The following is a 17,715-nucleotide window of genomic DNA, read 5'->3' as shown; positions in this document are numbered from 1 at the left end:
GAAGTGGCTTTTCGAAACACATGTGGCTTCTCGGCGTTAATTAGACCGTTATTTAGACCGTCTGCTAGACCCTAGTTGCCGAAGCCCTGCAGAGTTGCTGCCCAGGCGCGGCGCGCCTCCAGAGCTTCCTTAGCCTTGGCGATCTTCTTGGAGTCGCCGCCCTTTTCAGCTGCTGCGAGCTCTGCTTCCAGCTCGGCGAGGGAGTCCTCGATCTGTGCGAGCAGGGAGTTCGCGCGTGCCGCCTTGGCGGGGTCGTTGCGCTTCCACTTTGCCTCTTCGGCGCCGTTGATTTCGTCCTGAATACGGCGCAGTTCGCCGTCGACGCGGCGCAGGTCGTTGCGGGGTACGCGGCCTGCCGCATCCCAGCGGTCCAGGATCTTCTCGAAGGCGGCCTTCGCGCCCTCAATGTCCTCGACGGGCAGGAGTGCGCGTGCTTCTTCGAGCAGTGCTTCCTTGACCTTGAGGTTTTCGGCGTAGACTGCGTCCTGCGCTGCTTCGGCTTCGTTGCGGGCGTTGAAGAACACGTCCTGTGCCGCGCGGAAGCGTGCCCACAGCTTGTCGTCTTCGCGACGGTGGCCGCGGGGTACCTGCTTCCAGGCGCGCATCAGGTCGCCGTATGCGCGGGAAGTCTCAGACCAGTCAGTCGAAGTCGACAGCTCTTCCGCGCGTGCAATCAGTTCTTCCTTGGCGCGCTTGATGCGTGCGTTGCGGTCGTCGAGCTGAGAGAAGTGTGCGCGGCGGTTGCGGTCGAAGGTGGTGCGGGCTGCACGGAAACGCTTCCACAGCTCGTCCTCTACGCTCTTTGCCAGGTGAATTTCGCGCTGTGCCTTCTTCCACGCTTCGAACAGTTCGTTCATGCGGGAGTGGGAGTTCTTCCAGTGGATCTGGTCGGGGTCCTGGCCGGCGATCTGCTCGGCTTCCGCGACGATTTCTTCGCGGACGGCGAGGGCGCGTTCACGGTTTTCGGTGCGTGCCTGCTGCTGCTTTTCGCCGAGTTCAGCGATCTGCTCTGCGAGGGCGATGAGGCGCTTCTGCAGGCCGGAGTAGTCACCGACCATGTTGCGCACACCGATCTGTGCACCGATGGAGGTGATGCCCTTCTGCAGGTCTGCGGCGGGGGCGTTGTTGGCGAGGCGGGATTCGAGCAGGGCAACCTGCGCCTCGACGTTTTCAAACTTGCGGGCGAAGTAGCTGAGCGCTTCTTCTTCGGAGGCGCCGGGCAGCTGGCCTACGGCGTATTCTTCGCCGTCGACAATGACGAAGACGTGGCCGTCCTCGGAGACGCGGCCGTACTGGCGTGCCTTTTCGAGGTTTACAGTGTCGTCGGGTTTGGTAGTCACCGCTATAACTCTTTCACTCGGGGGTGCTGGGGGTGGGGCGCCTTTGCGCTGTTCCCCGTGGTGGGCACCCGTTTGGGTGTGCGTGTGCACCTCCTAAGCATAGCCTCTGTGGGGTGTGTGTGAGTAGTGTCTGGTCGTGTTGTGTTGTGGGCGAACCTGCCGGCTACGGGTTTGCGTGGGTTTGTGTCGGGTGAGCTGGGGGAGCGGGTGCTGTGCTGGGGTGGGTGTTGGTATGATGGGTAGATATGCCCGGAGGTGTTCCGGGGTTTTGTTGTCGAGTTCTTTGTCAAGGAGTATCGCGTATGGCTCGCAAGGCTTCGCTGTCTGGTTTTCCCGAGTATCTTCCGGCTGAGCGGTTGGTTGAGAATCATGTTCTGGACACTCTGCGTGAGACTTTTGAGTTGCACGGTTTCTCCCCGATTGAGACTCGTTCGGTAGAGACTATTGAGCAGCTGCTGCGCAAGGGTGAGATTGACAAGGAAGTGTACGCAATTTCTCGCCTGCAGGAGGACGAGGCTGCTAAGGCTAAGGAAAAGCTGGCTCTGCACTTTGACCTGACCGTGCCGTTTGCCCGTTACGTGGTGGAGAACGCCGGTTATCTGAATTTCCCGTTCTCGCGTTACCAGATTCAGAAGGTGTGGCGTGGTGAGCGTCCGCAGGAGGGTCGTGCCCGCGAGTTCACTCAGGCTGATATTGACGTGGTTGGCGACGGCGAGCTGCCGTTCCGTTACGACGTGACCTTGGCACTGGTTGTTGTTGATGCGCTGTCGAAGCTGCCGATTCCTGAGTTCAAGCTGCGTGTGAATAACCGCAAGCTGGCTGAGGGTTTCTACCTGGGCTTGGGTTTGACTGATACTGCGGCTGTTCTGCGTTCTATTGACAAGCTGGAGAAGATTGGCGCTGAGCGTGTGGCTGAGGAGCTGCAGGCTGAGGCTGGTGCGAGCGCGGATGCTGCCGCTGCCGCCCTGGAGCTGGCGCAGATCCGCACTGAGGATGCTTCTTTTGTGGAGCAGGTGCGTGCGCTTGCGGCTAAGTATTCGGTGGAGCATGAGCTGCTGGATCAGGGTCTTGCTGAGCTGGCTGAGGTCATTGAGGAGGCGGCTCGCCGTGCGCCGGGTAAGGTGCTGGCTGACCTGTCGATTGCTCGCGGCCTGGACTACTACACCGGCACCGTGTATGAGACTGTTCTGGTTGGTCACGAGTCGCTGGGTTCGATTTGCTCGGGTGGCCGTTATGAGTCGCTGGCGTCGAATGGTAAGAAGACGTACCCGGGTGTTGGCCTGTCGATTGGTGTGACTCGTGTGGTGGCTCGTATTCTGTCGCAGGGTTTTGCGCAGGCGAGCCGTAAGGTGCCTTCGGCTGTGTTCGTGGCTCTGACGAATGATGAGGGCTGGTCTGCTGCGAATGATGTTGCGGATGCACTGCGTGCCCGCGGTATTGCCTGCGAGGTGTCTGCGAATGCGGCAAAGTTCGGTAAGCAGATTAAGTACGCTGAGAAGCGCGGCATTCCGTTCGTGTGGTTCATTTCTTCGGATGAGTCGGGTGCCCCGGTTCACGAGGTGAAGGATATCCGTTCGGGTGAGCAGGTTGCTGCTGATCCGGCTTCGTGGATGCCGCCGGCTGAGGACCTGCACGTTCAGATTGTGCGTGCTGAGGGCCTGTAAGTACCTGTCATACCGTAATATCTGGCTGCTGGAGTATTTGGCCACTGCAAGCCTGCATATGGACGTGTACCCGCCTGGTGGGGAGGATGTTGACCTCCCTGCCAGGCGGGTTTTTTGTGTGCTTTTCGGTCACGTGAATTTGTGCCATGGTTTAGCGACTTCTGTCGTAGTTAAAAACCATGGCAGAAGACACTAACCTATGGCACAAAAATCCTGAGATACAACCTAAACCTGTGGATAGTGAATATTTCTCTAAAAACAGCGAAGTTATCCACAGATTTCACGAACAGGCCCCACAACTTCGCAGAGACTGCCAGGATAAAGCCATGAATACCGAAAATATCCTGAACCCCCGAATCCCAGCCGTGCAACCCCCAATCACACGTGCAGCCGAGCTTTACTCTCTCGTGCTCACCCCTCGCATCCTCAACTCACGAGGTATTAGTGCCCGGCATATCCGTGCGATGGTGGCGGCAGGAACCCTACAACGTATTCAGCGAGGAGCCTATATCTACACCCGCGATGCCCAGGCGCTCACCCCCGATGAGCGGCTCGCGGTACGGTGCATTGCCGCCCATCTCATGGGTCTTCAAGGGGTTTTCTCACACACATCAGCAGCTGCACTCTGGGGGCTAGATGTACTCAACGCGCCCTCAATCGTGCATGTGTACAGTACCGCCACTAGTCCGTCTGATAGGGGGCGCATCTGCAGGCACAGGCGAGGTTTTGACCCTAACGCGGTGACCGCAATACCCGGTACACCCGTCATGGCGACAACGGTGGCCCGCACGTTGCAGGATTGCGCTCGCACTATGCCCTTTCGGGAGGCGGTGGTCCTCGCCGACTCCATCATGCGACGGGGACTGATGGAACCCCACGAAGTTATCGAGGCTCTGCTGAACCTCACCGGGTACGGCGGTTCCTCCGGGCGCACTCTGGCGCAGGCGGTGGATGCATCCAGCGAGTCGGCAGGTGAGAGCCTCACCCGATGCCTGCTTATGGAACATGAGTTGCCTACTCCCATGACGCAGTACCCGATTTCGTGCGAGGGTCGTAACTATCGGGTGGACTTCGCCTGGCCCGAGGCGCGGGTGATTCTCGAGTTTGACGGCGAACAGAAATACGTGGACCACCCCGGCAGGGATCGCTCCGAGGCAGCCCGCGATCGCGCACTGACCCGCACCGGGTGGACGGTCGTGCACCTAACTTGGGCTGATATTTTTCAGAAAGAGCGGGAAGCCATCACCCATCTTCGGGGACTGCTCATGCGGTAAGGTGAACGCTACAAATTTCGACCATAGGTTAGTGTCTTCTGCCATGGTTTTTAACTACGACAGAAGACACTAACCCATGGCACAAACCTGCACCCCCGCCTCCGCACCCCATTTTCTGGCGCCCGACCTGCCCTGACTTGCCCCGACCCGCCATCGACCTGCCCGGAGGGGATACAATATATGAGGCGCACGCAGTGTGCGCATATCATCAACCGCGTGTACCCGGCTACTGTCTATAGTCGTGAGGTGCCCGCTATGAAAGGAATGTCTGTGCTTCGCACTCACACCAACGGCGAGCTGACCGCCGCAAATATTGGAGAGACTGTTACCCTGACCGGTTGGGTGGCTCGCCGCCGCGACCACGGTGGTGTCGCTTTCGTTGACCTGCGTGACCGTGAGGGTGTCACCCAGTGTGTTTTCCACAATGAGGCTGATTTTGAGCACCTGCGCAACGAGTATGTGCTGCGTGTGACCGGTCTGGTGACTAAGCGCCCGGAGGGTAATGAGAACCCGAACCTGGCGACTGGCGAGATTGAGGTTGAGGTGTCCGCCGTTGAGGTGCTGAACACTGCCGCTCCGCTGCCTTTCCAGATTGACGAGCACGTTGAGGTGGGTGAGGAGGCGCGCCTGCGCTACCGCTACCTGGATCTTCGCCGCCCGGAGCCGGCTCGCATCATGCGCCTGCGTTCGGACGCGAACCGTGCGGCACGCAACCTGCTGGCCGAAGACGGCTACATTGAGGTTGAGACCCCGACCCTGACCCGTTCGACCCCTGAGGGTGCGCGTGACTTCCTGGTGCCGGCTCGTCTGGCTCCGGGTTCTTGGTATGCTCTGCCGCAGTCCCCGCAGCTGTTCAAGCAGCTGCTGCAGGTGGGCGGTATTGAGAAGTACTACCAGATTGCTCGCTGCTACCGTGATGAGGATTTCCGTGCGGACCGTCAGCCTGAGTTCACTCAGCTGGACATTGAGGCGTCGTTCGTTGATCAGGAAGACATCATTGAGCTGGGCGAGCGCATCGTTGAGGCTGTGTGGAACCTGATTGATGTGAAGGTTCCCCGCCCGATTCAGCGCATGACCTACAAGGATGCGATGGAGAAGTACGGTTCGGACAAGCCTGACCTGCGTTTTGGCCTGGAGCTGACCGAGCTGACCGAGTACTTCAAGGACACCACTTTCCGCGTGTTCAAGGCTCCTTACGTGGGTGCTGTTGTGATGCCCGGTGGTGCTTCTCAGCCTCGCCGTACTCTGGACGCTTGGCAGGAGTGGGCTAAGCAGCGTGGCGCTAAGGGCCTGGCTTACGTCCTCATTCAGGAGGATGGCGAGCTGACCGGTCCGGTTGCTAAGAACATCACTGACGCTGAGCGTGCTGGCCTGGCTGAGGCTACCGGCGCGAAGCCCGGCGACTGCATCTTCTTCGCTGCTGGCGAGGCTAAGGCTTCCCGTGCACTGCTGGGTGCTGCTCGTGTTGAGATTGGTCACCGTACCGGCCTGATTAAGGACGGCGAGTGGTCTTTCGTGTGGGTTGTTGACGCTCCCATGTTTGAGTCTTCTGCTGAGGCTACTGAGTCCGGTGACGTGGCTCTGGGTCACTCCGCGTGGACTGCCGTGCACCACGCGTTCACCTCCCCGAAGCCCGAGTTCATGGATACTTTCGACACTGACCCGGGTTCGGCTCTGGCGTACGCTTACGACATTGTCTGCAACGGTAACGAGATTGGTGGCGGTTCGATCCGTATTCACCGCCGTGACGTGCAGGAACGCGTGTTCGCTGTGATGGGCATTGGTGAGGAAGAGGCTCAGGAGAAGTTCGGCTTCCTGCTGGATGCGTTCAAGTACGGCGCGCCGCCCATGGGTGGTATTGCATTCGGTTGGGACCGTATTGTGTCTCTGCTGGCTGGCGTTGATTCGATCCGCGAGGTTATTGCGTTCCCGAAGACCGGTAACGGTTTTGATCCGCTGACTGCGGCTCCTGCACCGATTACTCCGGAGCAGCGTAAGGAAGCTGGCGTTGATTTCAAGCCGAAGAAGAAGGACGAGGAGTAATCTTCTCTAGTCTTTGGTCGTGCGCCCCGTAGGGGTGTGGGCCTGTGCGGCGTGAACCCGGCGGGCGTTGAGTTGTGCCGGGGTCGCCGTTGAGGGTGGGCTGTGTATTCTGCTGGTGCAGGGTCGCAGCCCACCTTTTGTATCAACTGGCGTGCGTGCCGATTTGTGTACTAACCAAAGGGGGAGGGGAGCATGCGTATTCTGATTGCCGGCCCGAGCGGTAGCGGTAAGACGACGTTCGCGGCGCGGTTGGGGCGCCTCCTGGACATTCCGCATACGGAGATGGACTCGTTGCATTGGGGTCCGAACTGGACTCCGCGCCCTAGTTTTGAGGCGGATGTTCAGACGCTCATTGAGCGGCCTGCGTGGATTACGGAGTGGCAGTATCCGCAGGTGCGCGGCCGTCTGCTGGAGCGTGCGGATGTGGTGATTTACTTGCGCTATAGCCGTGCGGTGACGGGTCAGAGGCTGTGGGCTGATAATGTGGAGCCGCCGCTGAAGAATATTCTGCGCGACCCGGACAACATGATTCGGTACACGTGGAGGAGCTACCCGCACGTAGGGGAGTTGTTGGCGGAGGCTCGCGGGCAGCATCTGCAGAAGCGTTTTATTGAGTTTCGTACCCCGCGGGCGGCGAACCAGTTTTTGCGTGCAGTGCAGCTGCGCGGCGTGCTCTGAGGCGACTGCCTCTAGAACTGCGGCTCCCCCTAAACCAGCCGCGTCTAAAACAGCCGCCTCTAAAACGGCTACCGAGTGTGGTGTCGAAAGAGATATATGAGCTCGGTGAAGGCCGGCTCCAAGTTGAAAGATGAACCCAGTTGAAAGGTGAACGATGCGAGTAGTTATTCAGCGTGTGACCCGCGCAGCGGTGCGCGTGGCGGGTGAGACGGTCGGCGCGATTGAGCAGCCCGGCTACCTGGTGCTGGTCGGTATCACGCACGGTGACGGTGCGGCGCAGGTTGCGAAGCTTGCCGATAAGACCGCGAACCTGCGCCTGATGGAGGGGGAGAAGTCCCTGCTCGATGAGGGCGCACCCGTGCTGGCGGTTAGCCAGTTCACCCTGTACGGGGATGCGAAGAAGGGCCGCCGCCCCTCCTGGTCTGCCGCTGCGCCCGGCGCGGTGAGTGAGCCGCTGTTCAACGACTATGTTCAGGCGCTGCGTGAGCGTGGCCTGCACGTGGAGACCGGCGTGTTCGGCGCGGACATGCAGGTGGAGCTGGTCAATGACGGCCCGGTGACCCTGATTCTCGATAGTGAGACCCTCTAAAAGCGGTGCTTTCGATAGGTTAGTGGATTGCCCCGAGGTTTAAAGCCTTGCCCCGGGGTTTAAAACCCACGGCGAAGACACTAACCTATCGAAACCCCATCGAAAACCCATGTGGCTTCACGCCGCGAGCTAAATCCGCACCCCGCGCCCACCTCAAGCCTGTGAAACGATAGAGTAAGACTATGGCTGATTCCCTCTTTGATCTTGAGTTGCCCGATGACGGGGACCGCGTGAGCCTGATTGGTGCGCCCGCTGAGGAGCCCGCCTCCTCGCGTGCCTCGGCGCCGCGTGCGCACTCTTCCCGTTCGGCGTCGCGTGCGCCGTTGGCGGTGCGTATGCGTCCGCGCACGATTGATGAGGTTCTCGGCCAGGAGCATCTGCTGACTCCGGGTGCGCCTCTGCGCGTGTTGGCGGGGGAGAACACCGGCCCGGCTGGCCCGTCCTCGGTCATTCTCTACGGCCCGCCGGGTACGGGTAAGACCACCCTGGCGCATGTGATTGCGCGTGCGCCGGGTCGTAAGTTCGTGGAGCTTTCGGCGATTACTGCGGGTGTGAAGGATGTGCGCGCAGTCATGGATCAGGCACTGCTCGACCGTGACATGTACGGCACGACCACCGTGCTTTTCCTGGACGAGATTCACCGTTTTACGAAGGCTCAGCAGGATGCGCTCCTGCCCGGTGTGGAGAACCGCTGGGTGATTCTGGTGGCGGCTACGACGGAGAACCCGTCGTTCAGCATTATTTCGCCGCTGCTCTCGCGCTCGCTGCTGTTGCGGGTTCATTCGCTGGAGCAGTCCGATATTGAGCAGCTGATTGACCGTGCGTTGGCTGATCCGCGCGGTTTTGATGGTGCGGCGGTCATTGACGCGGATGCGCGCGCCCACCTCGCCGCGGTTTCGGGAGGCGACGCTCGCCGCTCCCTGACCTCCCTGGAGGCGGCGGCTGCGATTGCCTTTAGCGAGGCTGAAGCTGCGGGAAATGCCCCTGCAGAAACCGGCCCCGCAGAAACCGGTGCCGAAGAGGCCGAACCTGCCGCGCCCGTGCGCATCACCCTGGCGCATGCTACGGAGGCGGTGGACCGCGCCGCGATCCGCTACGACCGTTCGGGCGATCAGCATTATGACGTGGTGAGTGCGTTCATTAAGTCCATGCGCGGCTCTGACGCGGACGCCGCGGTGCACTACCTGGCGCGCATGCTGGAGGGCGGCGAGGATCCGCGTTTTGTGGCTCGTCGCATCATGATTTTAGCGAGTGAGGATATTGGCCTGGCTGATCCGCAGGCGTTGCAGGTGGCGACGGCTGCGGCGCAGTCGGTGGCGCTGGTGGGCATGCCGGAGGCGCGCATTATCCTCTCGCAGGCGGTGATATATTGTGCGCTCGCGCCGAAGTCGAATGCGGCGTATAACGCGATTAACCGCGCGATTGCGGATGTGCGTGCGGGTGCTTCGGGTCAGGTTCCGGTGCATTTGCGTGATGGTCATTATGCGGGGGCTAAGCAGTTTGGTCACGGCGTGGGGTATGTGTATGCGCATGATGAGCCGGGGCATGTGGCGGCGCAGCAGTACCTGCCGGATACTCTGCGTGGCACGGTGTATTATGAGCCGACTCAGCATGGTTTTGAGCGTACGTTGACGGAGCGTCGTGAGCGTATTCGCCGTATTTTGGATGCGGCTCCGGTGCAGGATACGACCCGTTAGCATACGCGGCTCCCATCGAGATACCTACTATTTTGACTGCTGACCACCGGGGGAGTGGCGCGCCTCGGCGGGCAAGCCAGCCGCGCGAGCTAGCCACATGAAACGGCCGCGCCAGATAGTGAGCAAACAGAAAGCGGTGCGTAGTACCTCGGTAGTACTGCGCACCGCGTCAGAGTTTTGAGTTGTGATAGACGTCTTGGCTGTCCGCCTTCCCGGAAGGGCGGACGCCAAGCTTGTTATGGTCTCTAGTCTAGGCGATATGGGGGCGTGGTTCAAGCTATTTCCCATAAAGACACAGGTTAAAAATAACGAAATGATTACAATCCAACATCTTAGTGCCGCAATTTTTCGGGGAAGTCGCGCCTAAATAGCTCTGACTGGCATAAATAATTCCTGTGGGGGTCGTGTGGGTATGCATCAAAAACCCACACGCACAGTGATTTGAACCAAAGATTTCCCAAAAGGCTGGTAAAGCCCGGGTGCATCCGGTAAGCTTGACGGGTCTGGCAATTACTATGCCCGCTTCCGTGCGGGTGTCAGTAATGTAGCTGCGGGGTACTCTGCCCCGAGCTCTCCGCCCCACCGCCGTACAGCAACGACCGAATCGGTCGCGTACGGATCCCGGCGGGGTCAACCGAGGAGGCCAGTATTCAACAGACCGAGGCCCCACCCGTGAGGGTGCAGGAGCCTCACATAGAAAGGTAGATTGTGGCTAAGCACAACCGCACCCGCCGTACCGTGCGTCAGTCCCGTGCCCTGGGCATTGCACTGACCCCGAAGGCAGAAAAGTACCTCGAGCGTCGTCCTTACGGCCCCGGCCAGCACGGCCGTGCCCGCAAGAAGGCTGACTCCAACTACGCTACCCAGCTGAAGGAAAAGCAGCGTCTGCGCGCTCAGTACAACATCCGCGAGGCACAGATGCGCCGCGCATACCTCGAGGCAAAGCGTACCGAGGGCCAGACCGGTAAGAACATGGTCGAGCTGCTCGAGACCCGCCTCGACGCTCTGGTTCTGCGTGCAGGCTTCGCCCGCACCATTGCACAGGCACGTCAGATGGTTGTTCACCGTCACATCATGGTTGACGGCGTTCGCGTGGACCGCCCCTCGTTCCACGTCAAGCCCGGCCAGCTGATCCACGTTCACCCCAAGGCTGAGAAGACCACCCCCTTCCAGGCTGCGGCTGCAGGCGAGCACCAGGCAGTTCTGCCCGAGGTTCCCGCATACCTGAACGTTGAGATCGAGAAGCTGCACGCAAAGCTTGAGCGCAAGCCCAAGCGCGAAGAGATCCCCGTGATCTGCGACGAGCAGCTGGTCGTTGAGTACTACTCGCGTCTGGCATAATCTCGATTTTTCGAGAAGCAACCCGTCCTGCACCGTTCGGTGGGGGCGGGTTGTTCCCGTTTAACGCGCGGGTTTTTGGGGCTTATACACTACAGGGCTGTGGCGCTGCGGAACCTGTGAATCTTCCGTCGCTGGGAGTTTCATGAGAGTTTAGGGGGCGCTTGAAGGATTTTTCGACTAAAATAGGGGATTGAGCTGTGTATACAGTCCTGAACTGTATGCACGATCCGGCTGCGCGCCACGGTGGCGTCCAGCTTTGTACGACTATTGATAAGCATCATGCATTGAGCGGAATGGGGTTATAGATGACCGGCGGAGATATTGCGGGCCTGATTGCAGCAGGAGTTTTTGCGATTCTGGTGGCTCTTCTTGCGCTACCCATTATTCGCCTGACTAAGGTGTTTGATGAGCTTATCGTGACGATTCGTTCGCTGAACCAGAGCACCGGCCCTCTCATTGAAGAGGTGACCCGTACTGTGGTGACCACCAATGAGCAGCTGGAGAAGGTTGACGACATCACCTCGAACGTTTCGGATGCGTCCGCGAACGTTTCTGCGCTGTCCTCGCTGGTGACCTCGACTGTGGGTCAGCCGCTGATTAAGGTTGCGTCCTTCTCGTACGGTGTGCGTCAGGCGTTCCGCGGCGGTAAGACCGGCGATGCACACGGCACCGCTGGCAACACCCACGCTGGCGGCCAGTACGGTTCGGCACAGTCCTCTTACTCTGCAGGCGGTGAAAACTAATGGGTCTGCTTCGTTCAGCTCTTCTGCTTGGCGCCGGCGCGGCGGTTGGTTACTTCGCTTCCAGGCGTGCCGCCTCCGAACCTGCTCAGCGTACCCCCGGCAGCGCCCTGCTCATGCGTGAGCATGGTGAGCTTGCCCTCAACCCGGAGTCTCAGATGGGAAAGTTCTTCGATTCGCCGATTGGCAAGCCCCTGCAGCCGTATGCGTTGCGTGCTGTTGAGTTCGCCGCCCGCGTGCGTGAAGGCATGCAGGAGAAGGAGATGGAGCTCAACGCTAAGGTGGAGCGCCAGAAGCAGGATCTGCGTCCTGGCTCCCTGGATACGTGGGACCGCCAGATGAGCTCGGCTGAGATTGAGTCCACGAACCGCCGCCTGGCTGAGCGTGAACTCATTGAGGTGGAGGCTGAGATTGCCTCTTTGGAAGAGGCTCAGAAGCGAGCGCGTGAGCAGCGTATTGCGCGTGACCGTCAGCTCGGTGACGGCTTCTTCAACTAGGTTTTAAAAGATGGTGTTTTCGCCCGTAAACCACGGTACGAGACTGGCTCGATTAGCCATTTTGCTCTCGGGCAGGCACCATAGGTCAGTAGACTAATTTAGAATTTCGCACAGATTACTCTAAGGAACGAGATGCTCTCACAGGAGATTTCTAAGCGTTGGATCGATTTCTTCGCTTCCCGCGGCCATACTGTGGTGCCTTCGGCATCGCTGATTTCGAACGAGCCCGGCGCTATGTTCACCATCGCCGGTATGGTGCCGTTCATTCCCTACTTCCTGGGCCGTGAGACCCCTCCGTTCTCCCGCGCGACCAGCGTGCAGAAGTGCATCCGCACCTTGGACATTGAAGAGGTCGGTAAGACTGCGCGTCACGGTACCTTCTTCCAGATGGCTGGTAACTTCTCGTTTGGTGATTACTTCAAGGAGCAGGCTATTCCTTTCGCTTACGAGCTGCTGACCACCCCTCAGGATAAGGGCGGTTTCGGCCTGGATCCGGAGCGCCTGTGGGTCACCATTTATGAGGGTGACGATGAGGCTTTCGACATTTGGCACAACAAGGTGGGCTTCCCGGCTGAGCGTATTCAGCGTATGGGCATGAAGGAAAACTACTGGTCCACCGGTCAGCCCGGCCCCGCAGGCCCCGACTCGGAGATCTTCTACGACCGTGGCCCCGCGTACGGTAAGGAAGGCGGCCCGGCGGCTGACGACGACCGTTACATTGAGATTTGGAACCTTGTGTTCATGCAGTACCAGCGTGGCGAGGGCATCGGTAAGGATGACTTCGAGATTCTGGGTGATTTGCCGAAGAAGAACATCGATACCGGTCTGGGCGTTGAGCGTCTTGCCATGCTGCTGCAGGGTGTTGAGAACTTCTACGAGACCGACCAGGTCCGCCCCGTTCTGGACGCTGCTTCTAAACTGTCCGGTAAGAAGTACCACGGCTCTGAGTCTGCTGAGGACGAGGGCTACGAGGATGACGTGCGTATGCGCGTGGTGGCTGACCACATCCGTTCCTCGCTGATGCTGATTGCTGATGGCGTGACCCCCTCCAACGAGGGTCGCGGCTACATTCTGCGCCGTCTGATGCGCCGCGCTATCCGTGCGATGCGTCTGCTGGGCGTTACTGAGCCCTGCCTGCCCGTGCTGTTCCCGGCTTCGCGTGATGCGATGAAGGGTGCGTTCCCGTACGTTGCTGACGACTTCGAGCGTATTTCCCGTATTGCGTACGCTGAGGAGAAGGCGTTCCTGCACACCATTGAGACCGGTACTGAGCGTCTGGAAGAGGCTGTTGCGGCAGCTAAGAAGGACGGCTCCAACGCTGTTTCTGGTGCTGAGGCGTTTGCTCTGCACGACACCTACGGCTTCCCGATTGACCTGACCCTGGAGATGGCTGCTGAGGCTGGCGTGAAGGTTGATGAGAAGGCTTTCCGTGAGCTGATGGCTGAGCAGCGTCACCGTGCGCAGGCTGACGCTAAGGCGAAGAAGGGTGCGTTCGCTGACCTGTCCGAGCTGCGTAAGCTCGTGGACGAGCGTGGCTCCATCTTCACCGGTTACACCGAGCTGCGTACTGAGACTAAGCTGCGCGCGATCCTGGTGGACGGCGTGTCGGTTCCCGCCGCTAAGGCTGGCGACAAGATTGAGGTTGTCCTGGATGAGACTCCGTTCTACGCGGAGGCTGGTGGCCAGGCAGCTGATACCGGTGTCATTACCGGTAACGGCTTCATCATTGACGTTCAGGACGTTCAGCAGCCCGTGAAGGGCCTGAGCGTTCACCGCGCCGTTGTGCGTGAGGGCGAGGTTCACGTCGGTGCCGATGTTGTGGCACAGGTTGACGTTCAGCGCCGCCGCGACGGTGAGAAGGCACACTCCGGTACCCACATCATTCACGCTGCCCTGCACCAGGTGCTCGGCAACGAGGCTACTCAGCGTGGCTCTTTCAACAAGGAAGGCTACCTGCGTTTTGACTTCGCGTGGGGCGAGGGTCTGTCCGAGTCCGCTAAGCGTGAGGTTGAAGAGGTTGCTAACCTCGCGATCCGCGATAACCACGAGGTGATTACCCGTGAGATGCCGCTGGCTGAGGCTAAGGCTCTGGGCGCTATGAGCCTCTTCGGCGAGAAGTACGGCGACGTGGTGCGTGTTGTTGAAATCGGCGGCGAGTTCTCCCGCGAGCTGTGCGGTGGTACCCACGTTGGTTCGTCCGCTGAGATTGGCTCCCTGACCCTGCTGACCGAGGGCTCTGTTGGCTCCGGTAACCGCCGTGTTGAGGCTCTGGTGGGTTTGGACTCCTTCAACCACCTGGCTGCTGAGCGTACCCTGGTGAACCAGCTGACCGGCCTGATGAAGGTTCAGTCCTCCGCTGATCTGCCCGAGAAGATTAACCAGACTCTGGCTAAGCTGAAGGCTGCTGAGAAGGAGCTGGCTCAGCTGCGCCGAGAGAAGCTGCAGGCTGAGGCTGGCAAGCTGCTGGAGAATGCACAGACCATCGGTTCTGTTCGCGTTCTGGCGCATGACGCTGGCGAACTGGACGCTAACGGCGTTCGTGACCTAGCTCTGGACCTGCGTTCGCGCTTCGGTTCCGAGGCCGCTGTTGTCGCCGTGGTGGGTGTGGCTAATGGCCGCCCCGTCGTCCTGGTGGCAACCAACGAGGGTGCTCGTGAGGCTGGCGTGAAGGCTGGCGCTCTGGTCCGCGTCGCTGCCGGTGTTCTCGGCGGCGGTGGCGGCGGTAAGGACGACGTCGCTCAGGGTGGTGGCCAGGACGCATCCAAGATTGGTGCTGCACTGGACGCTGTCCGCGACGCTATCGCACAGGCTCAGGCCTAAACATGGCAGAATTCCAGCGCGGAGTGCGGATGGGTGTCGATGTGGGTAACGCCCGCGTCGGCACCGCCCTCAGCGACCCCGATGGTATCCTCGCCACCCCGCTCAAGACGCTGCGCCGCGACGCGAAGAAGAACTCTGACCGCCGTGTTTTGCGTAAGCTGATTGAGGTGAACGAGGTGGTGGAGGTTTTCGTCGGGCTTCCGAAGACCATGCGTGGTGGGGATTCTCCCTCCACGGAAATGGCTCGGGAGTACGCTCAGGCTCTGCGCTCCGAGCTGGATGCCGAAGACAAAACACACATTAACATTTGGCTGGTGGATGAGCGACTCACCACCGTGAGCGCTCACCGTGCACTGCACGAGGCTGGGGTTTCCAGCCGAGATTTCAAGACTATGGTTGACCAGGTGGCGGCTGTGAACATTTTGCAGTACAGTCTGGATGCCCTCAAGGCGGGGCAGTCCGTAGCCGGGTACAAGGTGAGCGATCCGGCCCACGAAGAAAACCGACCGTCCGAGTCAGAAGGGACCACGGTCGGTGCCGTCAACGAAACGGAGAACCTTCAGTGACCGAACATAATAAACATCCCGAAGAGAGCGGGCTCGACCTCTTTAGGCCGACAGCCGAGGATGAACGTAAGGGCATCACCGGCATCACGATGGAACAGGAAATCGTGTCGGTGGCTACGTTGCGTGCGCGTAAGCGCCGCCGCCACGCCGTTTTGCTGAGCGCAATTTCCCTGTTTGTCGTGGCTCTGGTCATCATTTCTGGTGCCCTGATTACTCGCTACGACCCGTTCAAGACTCGTGACTACTCGGGTGGCGGTAACGGCACGACCGTGACGTTCACGATTCGTTCTGGCCAGTCCACCGCGCAGGTGGCGCAGGAGCTTGAGGCGGCGGGCGTTATTGCTGATGCTGATAAGTTCGTCGAGGTGTACACCAAGGAGAGCAAGGGCAAGTACCTGCAGCCTGGCACCTACGAACTGCAGCAGCACATGAGCAGCTCGAGCGCGATTACGACCATTATCGAGGCGAACAGCAACGTACTGTACCTGGCGATTCCGCAGGGTAAGCGCGTGAGCGAGACCATCGATTTGATTGTTTCTGGCTCCGATGGTGCGTTCACCCGCAAGCAGGTTGAGGACGCGGTCAGCAACTACACCCAGTACGGTGTGCCGAGCAACTTCCCCTCGATTGAGGGTTGGCTGCACCCGGGCGAGTACCGCTTCCCGAAGGACACCGACATCAAGAAGGTCATTCAGACCATGGTTGATAAGACCAAGGCTGACCTGAAGGAAGCCGGCGTGAGCGGCGACCAGAAGACCTTTGAGGTGCTGACCATCGCCTCCATCGTGGAGCTTGAGGCTCAGCCGAAGGACTACGTGGCGGTTGCAGGCATCATTGAGAACCGTCTGAACAACCCCGATGGTGAGACCTCGGGTCTGATTCAGTCGGATGCGACCGTGACTTACGGTCTGGGTGTCCGCTCGTACCACCTGACTGAAGAGCAGAAGGCCGATAAGAGCAATAAGTACAACACTTATGCGAATAAGGGTCTTCCGAAGGGTCCGATTGGTTCCCCGCAGCTGGCTTCGATTAAGGCTGCCGCGGCTCCTGAGAAAAACCCGTACTACTACTGGGTGACTGTGGACCTGGACTCCGGTGAGACTAAGTACTCCCGTACTTACGCTGAGCACCAGCGTTATGTTGAAGAGTACAACCAGTGGTGTTCTAAGCACCCGAACCGTTGTAGCTAATCGGTTTAGCCGGTAGCTATGATTCGGTAGCTTTGGACTGAAGGTTCCTTGCTGAGGCGGGTACCGCCTCCACGAGAGTGGGGGAGGTGCCCGCCTTTGCTATACCTGAATATTGGTTTGTCCCTTAAAATGGGTAGAGTGCGCCTATGAACTTGGGTTCGTGGCGTGCGTGTCCGCAAGCCCCAAGTGTTGAGAGCGTTCCCCAGCGTTGAGAGCGAAAGAGTATCTATCGATGAAGACTGAACCGTACCGTGAGGCCCCGTATCTTCGCCGCGCCTACGTGCTGGGGCACCCGATTGCGCATTCGCTGTCGCCTGCACTGCATCGTGCCGCGTATGACTTTTTGGGTGAGCAGAATTTGGGTTATGATCGCCGCGATACTCTGCCCGATGATTTGCCGGAGATTATGCACGGTGTACGCCACCCGGACGGTACGGAGGACGCCCCGTATATTGCGGGTCTGTCGGTGACGATGCCGTTGAAGACCGCGGTCATTCAGTATTGCGATGAGCTGAGTGAGACTGCCCGCGTGACCGGTGCGGTGAACACGGTGTATCCGCGCGGTGAGAAGGTGCTGGGCGATAACACGGACGTGATCGGCATTGTGAACGCGCTGCGCCACGCCGGTTTGGAGCCGCAGCCGCTTAAGGATTCTGCCGCGATTGTGGGTGGGGGAGCGACCGCTATTTCCGCCCTGACCGCACTGCATCAGCTGGGGTACTCCCGTGTGAGCGTGTACGCCCGTTCGTTGCATAAGCTCGGTAGCGTGCAGGAGGCGGCGGACCGCCTGGGCGTTCAGCTGGAGCAGGTTTCCCTGGCTGATTTGCCGCAGAATCTTGCGGAGCGCGGTCATCACCCGGTGGTGTCTACTCTTCCTGCCCATGCGGCGGATGAGTGGGCGAGCCAGCTGAGCGGGCTGAAGGGCGCCTCCGCAACGCACCGGCCGGTACTGCTCGATGTTGCGTATAACCCGTGGCCTTCGGTGCTGGCGAGCGCTTGGGAGGCGAACGGCGGCACGGTGGTTTCTGGTTTGGAGATGCTGCTCTATCAGGCGGTGGAGCAGGTTCTGCTTTTTACTGACCGCGCCCTGTCTGAGGGTGAACTGCTGGGTTTGGTGAATGCGATGTGCGCGGCGGTTGGTCTTCCGCTTCGTGCTTCCGTTTCGTGAAAAAAGCGTGCTTTCACTCGCTCAGTAAACAGGCATTTTATACACTATTTATACACGTGAAGAATTATTATTCCTTCCTCCTGCGCTGCGGTGCGGGTGCGATGAAAA

General features: G+C 59.7%; 14 protein-coding genes. 13 read left to right on the top strand and 1 reads right to left on the bottom strand.

Going from position 1 to position 17,715, the window contains the following annotated elements:
• Positions 1-71: 71 nt before the first annotated feature.
• Positions 72-1,340 carry a DUF349 domain-containing protein gene (locus HMPREF2749_RS02610; protein WP_070593353.1) on the bottom strand — a complete coding sequence of 423 codons (1,269 nt, stop codon included), beginning with the start codon at positions 1,338-1,340 and terminating at the stop codon, positions 72-74.
• A 302-nt stretch (positions 1,341-1,642) separates the two neighbouring features.
• Here HMPREF2749_RS02610 and hisS point away from each other — a divergent pair, with 302 nt between their 5' ends.
• From hisS to HMPREF2749_RS02545, 13 genes are all read left to right on the top strand, one after another.
• Positions 1,643-3,004: a histidine--tRNA ligase gene (gene hisS / locus HMPREF2749_RS02605; protein WP_049350086.1), complete on the top strand. Its 1,362-nt coding sequence runs from the start codon at positions 1,643-1,645 to the stop codon at positions 3,002-3,004.
• An 812-nt stretch (positions 3,005-3,816) separates the two neighbouring features.
• Complete coding sequence (locus tag HMPREF2749_RS09375; RefSeq protein WP_239662322.1) at positions 3,817-4,278, top strand: endonuclease domain-containing protein; 462 nt, start codon at positions 3,817-3,819, stop codon at positions 4,276-4,278.
• Positions 4,279-4,548: 270 nt separating this feature from the next.
• Positions 4,549-6,321, top strand: a complete 1,773-nt coding sequence (gene aspS, locus HMPREF2749_RS02595) for an aspartate--tRNA ligase (RefSeq protein WP_044150411.1) — start codon at positions 4,549-4,551, stop codon at positions 6,319-6,321.
• Between the two features lie 192 nt (positions 6,322-6,513).
• Positions 6,514-6,999, top strand: a complete 486-nt coding sequence (locus HMPREF2749_RS02590) for a P-loop NTPase family protein (RefSeq protein WP_070593352.1) — start codon at positions 6,514-6,516, stop codon at positions 6,997-6,999.
• Between the two features lie 154 nt (positions 7,000-7,153).
• The gene (gene dtd / locus HMPREF2749_RS02585; RefSeq protein WP_070593351.1) at positions 7,154-7,588 is read left to right on the top strand and encodes a D-aminoacyl-tRNA deacylase; all 435 of its coding nucleotides are present in this window, start codon (positions 7,154-7,156) and stop codon (positions 7,586-7,588) included.
• A gap of 182 nt (positions 7,589-7,770) precedes the next feature.
• A complete protein-coding gene (locus tag HMPREF2749_RS02580) occupies positions 7,771-9,285 on the top strand; it encodes a replication-associated recombination protein A (protein ID WP_070593350.1) in 1,515 nt (504 codons plus the stop codon).
• 708 nt (positions 9,286-9,993) lie between these two features.
• A complete protein-coding gene (gene rpsD / locus HMPREF2749_RS02575) occupies positions 9,994-10,626 on the top strand; it encodes a 30S ribosomal protein S4 (protein ID WP_005505914.1) in 633 nt (210 codons plus the stop codon).
• A 305-nt stretch (positions 10,627-10,931) separates the two neighbouring features.
• Positions 10,932-11,369 (top strand): DUF948 domain-containing protein, encoded by a 438-nt coding sequence (locus tag HMPREF2749_RS02570; RefSeq protein ID WP_012903480.1) that lies wholly within the window; start codon positions 10,932-10,934, stop codon positions 11,367-11,369.
• Positions 11,369-11,863, top strand: coding sequence for a hypothetical protein (locus tag HMPREF2749_RS02565; RefSeq protein ID WP_005508736.1), 495 nt, complete (start codon positions 11,369-11,371; stop codon positions 11,861-11,863). Before HMPREF2749_RS02570 ends, HMPREF2749_RS02565 begins: the two co-directional genes overlap by 1 nt.
• A 132-nt stretch (positions 11,864-11,995) precedes the next feature.
• Complete coding sequence (gene alaS / locus HMPREF2749_RS02560; RefSeq protein WP_070593349.1) at positions 11,996-14,683, top strand: alanine--tRNA ligase; 2,688 nt, start codon at positions 11,996-11,998, stop codon at positions 14,681-14,683.
• Positions 14,684-14,685: 2 nt separating this feature from the next.
• The gene (gene ruvX / locus HMPREF2749_RS02555) at positions 14,686-15,249 is read left to right on the top strand and encodes a Holliday junction resolvase RuvX (protein ID WP_070543592.1); all 564 of its coding nucleotides are present in this window, start codon (positions 14,686-14,688) and stop codon (positions 15,247-15,249) included.
• Positions 15,246-16,439: an endolytic transglycosylase MltG gene (mltG, locus tag HMPREF2749_RS02550; RefSeq protein WP_070593348.1), complete on the top strand. Its 1,194-nt coding sequence runs from the start codon at positions 15,246-15,248 to the stop codon at positions 16,437-16,439. Before ruvX ends, mltG begins: the two co-directional genes overlap by 4 nt.
• Positions 16,440-16,671: 232 nt before the next feature.
• Positions 16,672-17,607, top strand: coding sequence for a shikimate dehydrogenase (locus HMPREF2749_RS02545; protein ID WP_070593347.1), 936 nt, complete (start codon positions 16,672-16,674; stop codon positions 17,605-17,607).
• Positions 17,608-17,715 lie beyond the last annotated feature (108 nt).

The organism is Rothia sp. HMSC075F09 (assembly GCF_001810515.1).
Classification (GTDB): Bacteria; Actinomycetota; Actinomycetes; order Actinomycetales; family Micrococcaceae; genus Rothia.
The sequence above is the reverse complement of the archived record's forward strand: the minus strand, read 5'-3'. Positions and strand labels throughout refer to the sequence as shown.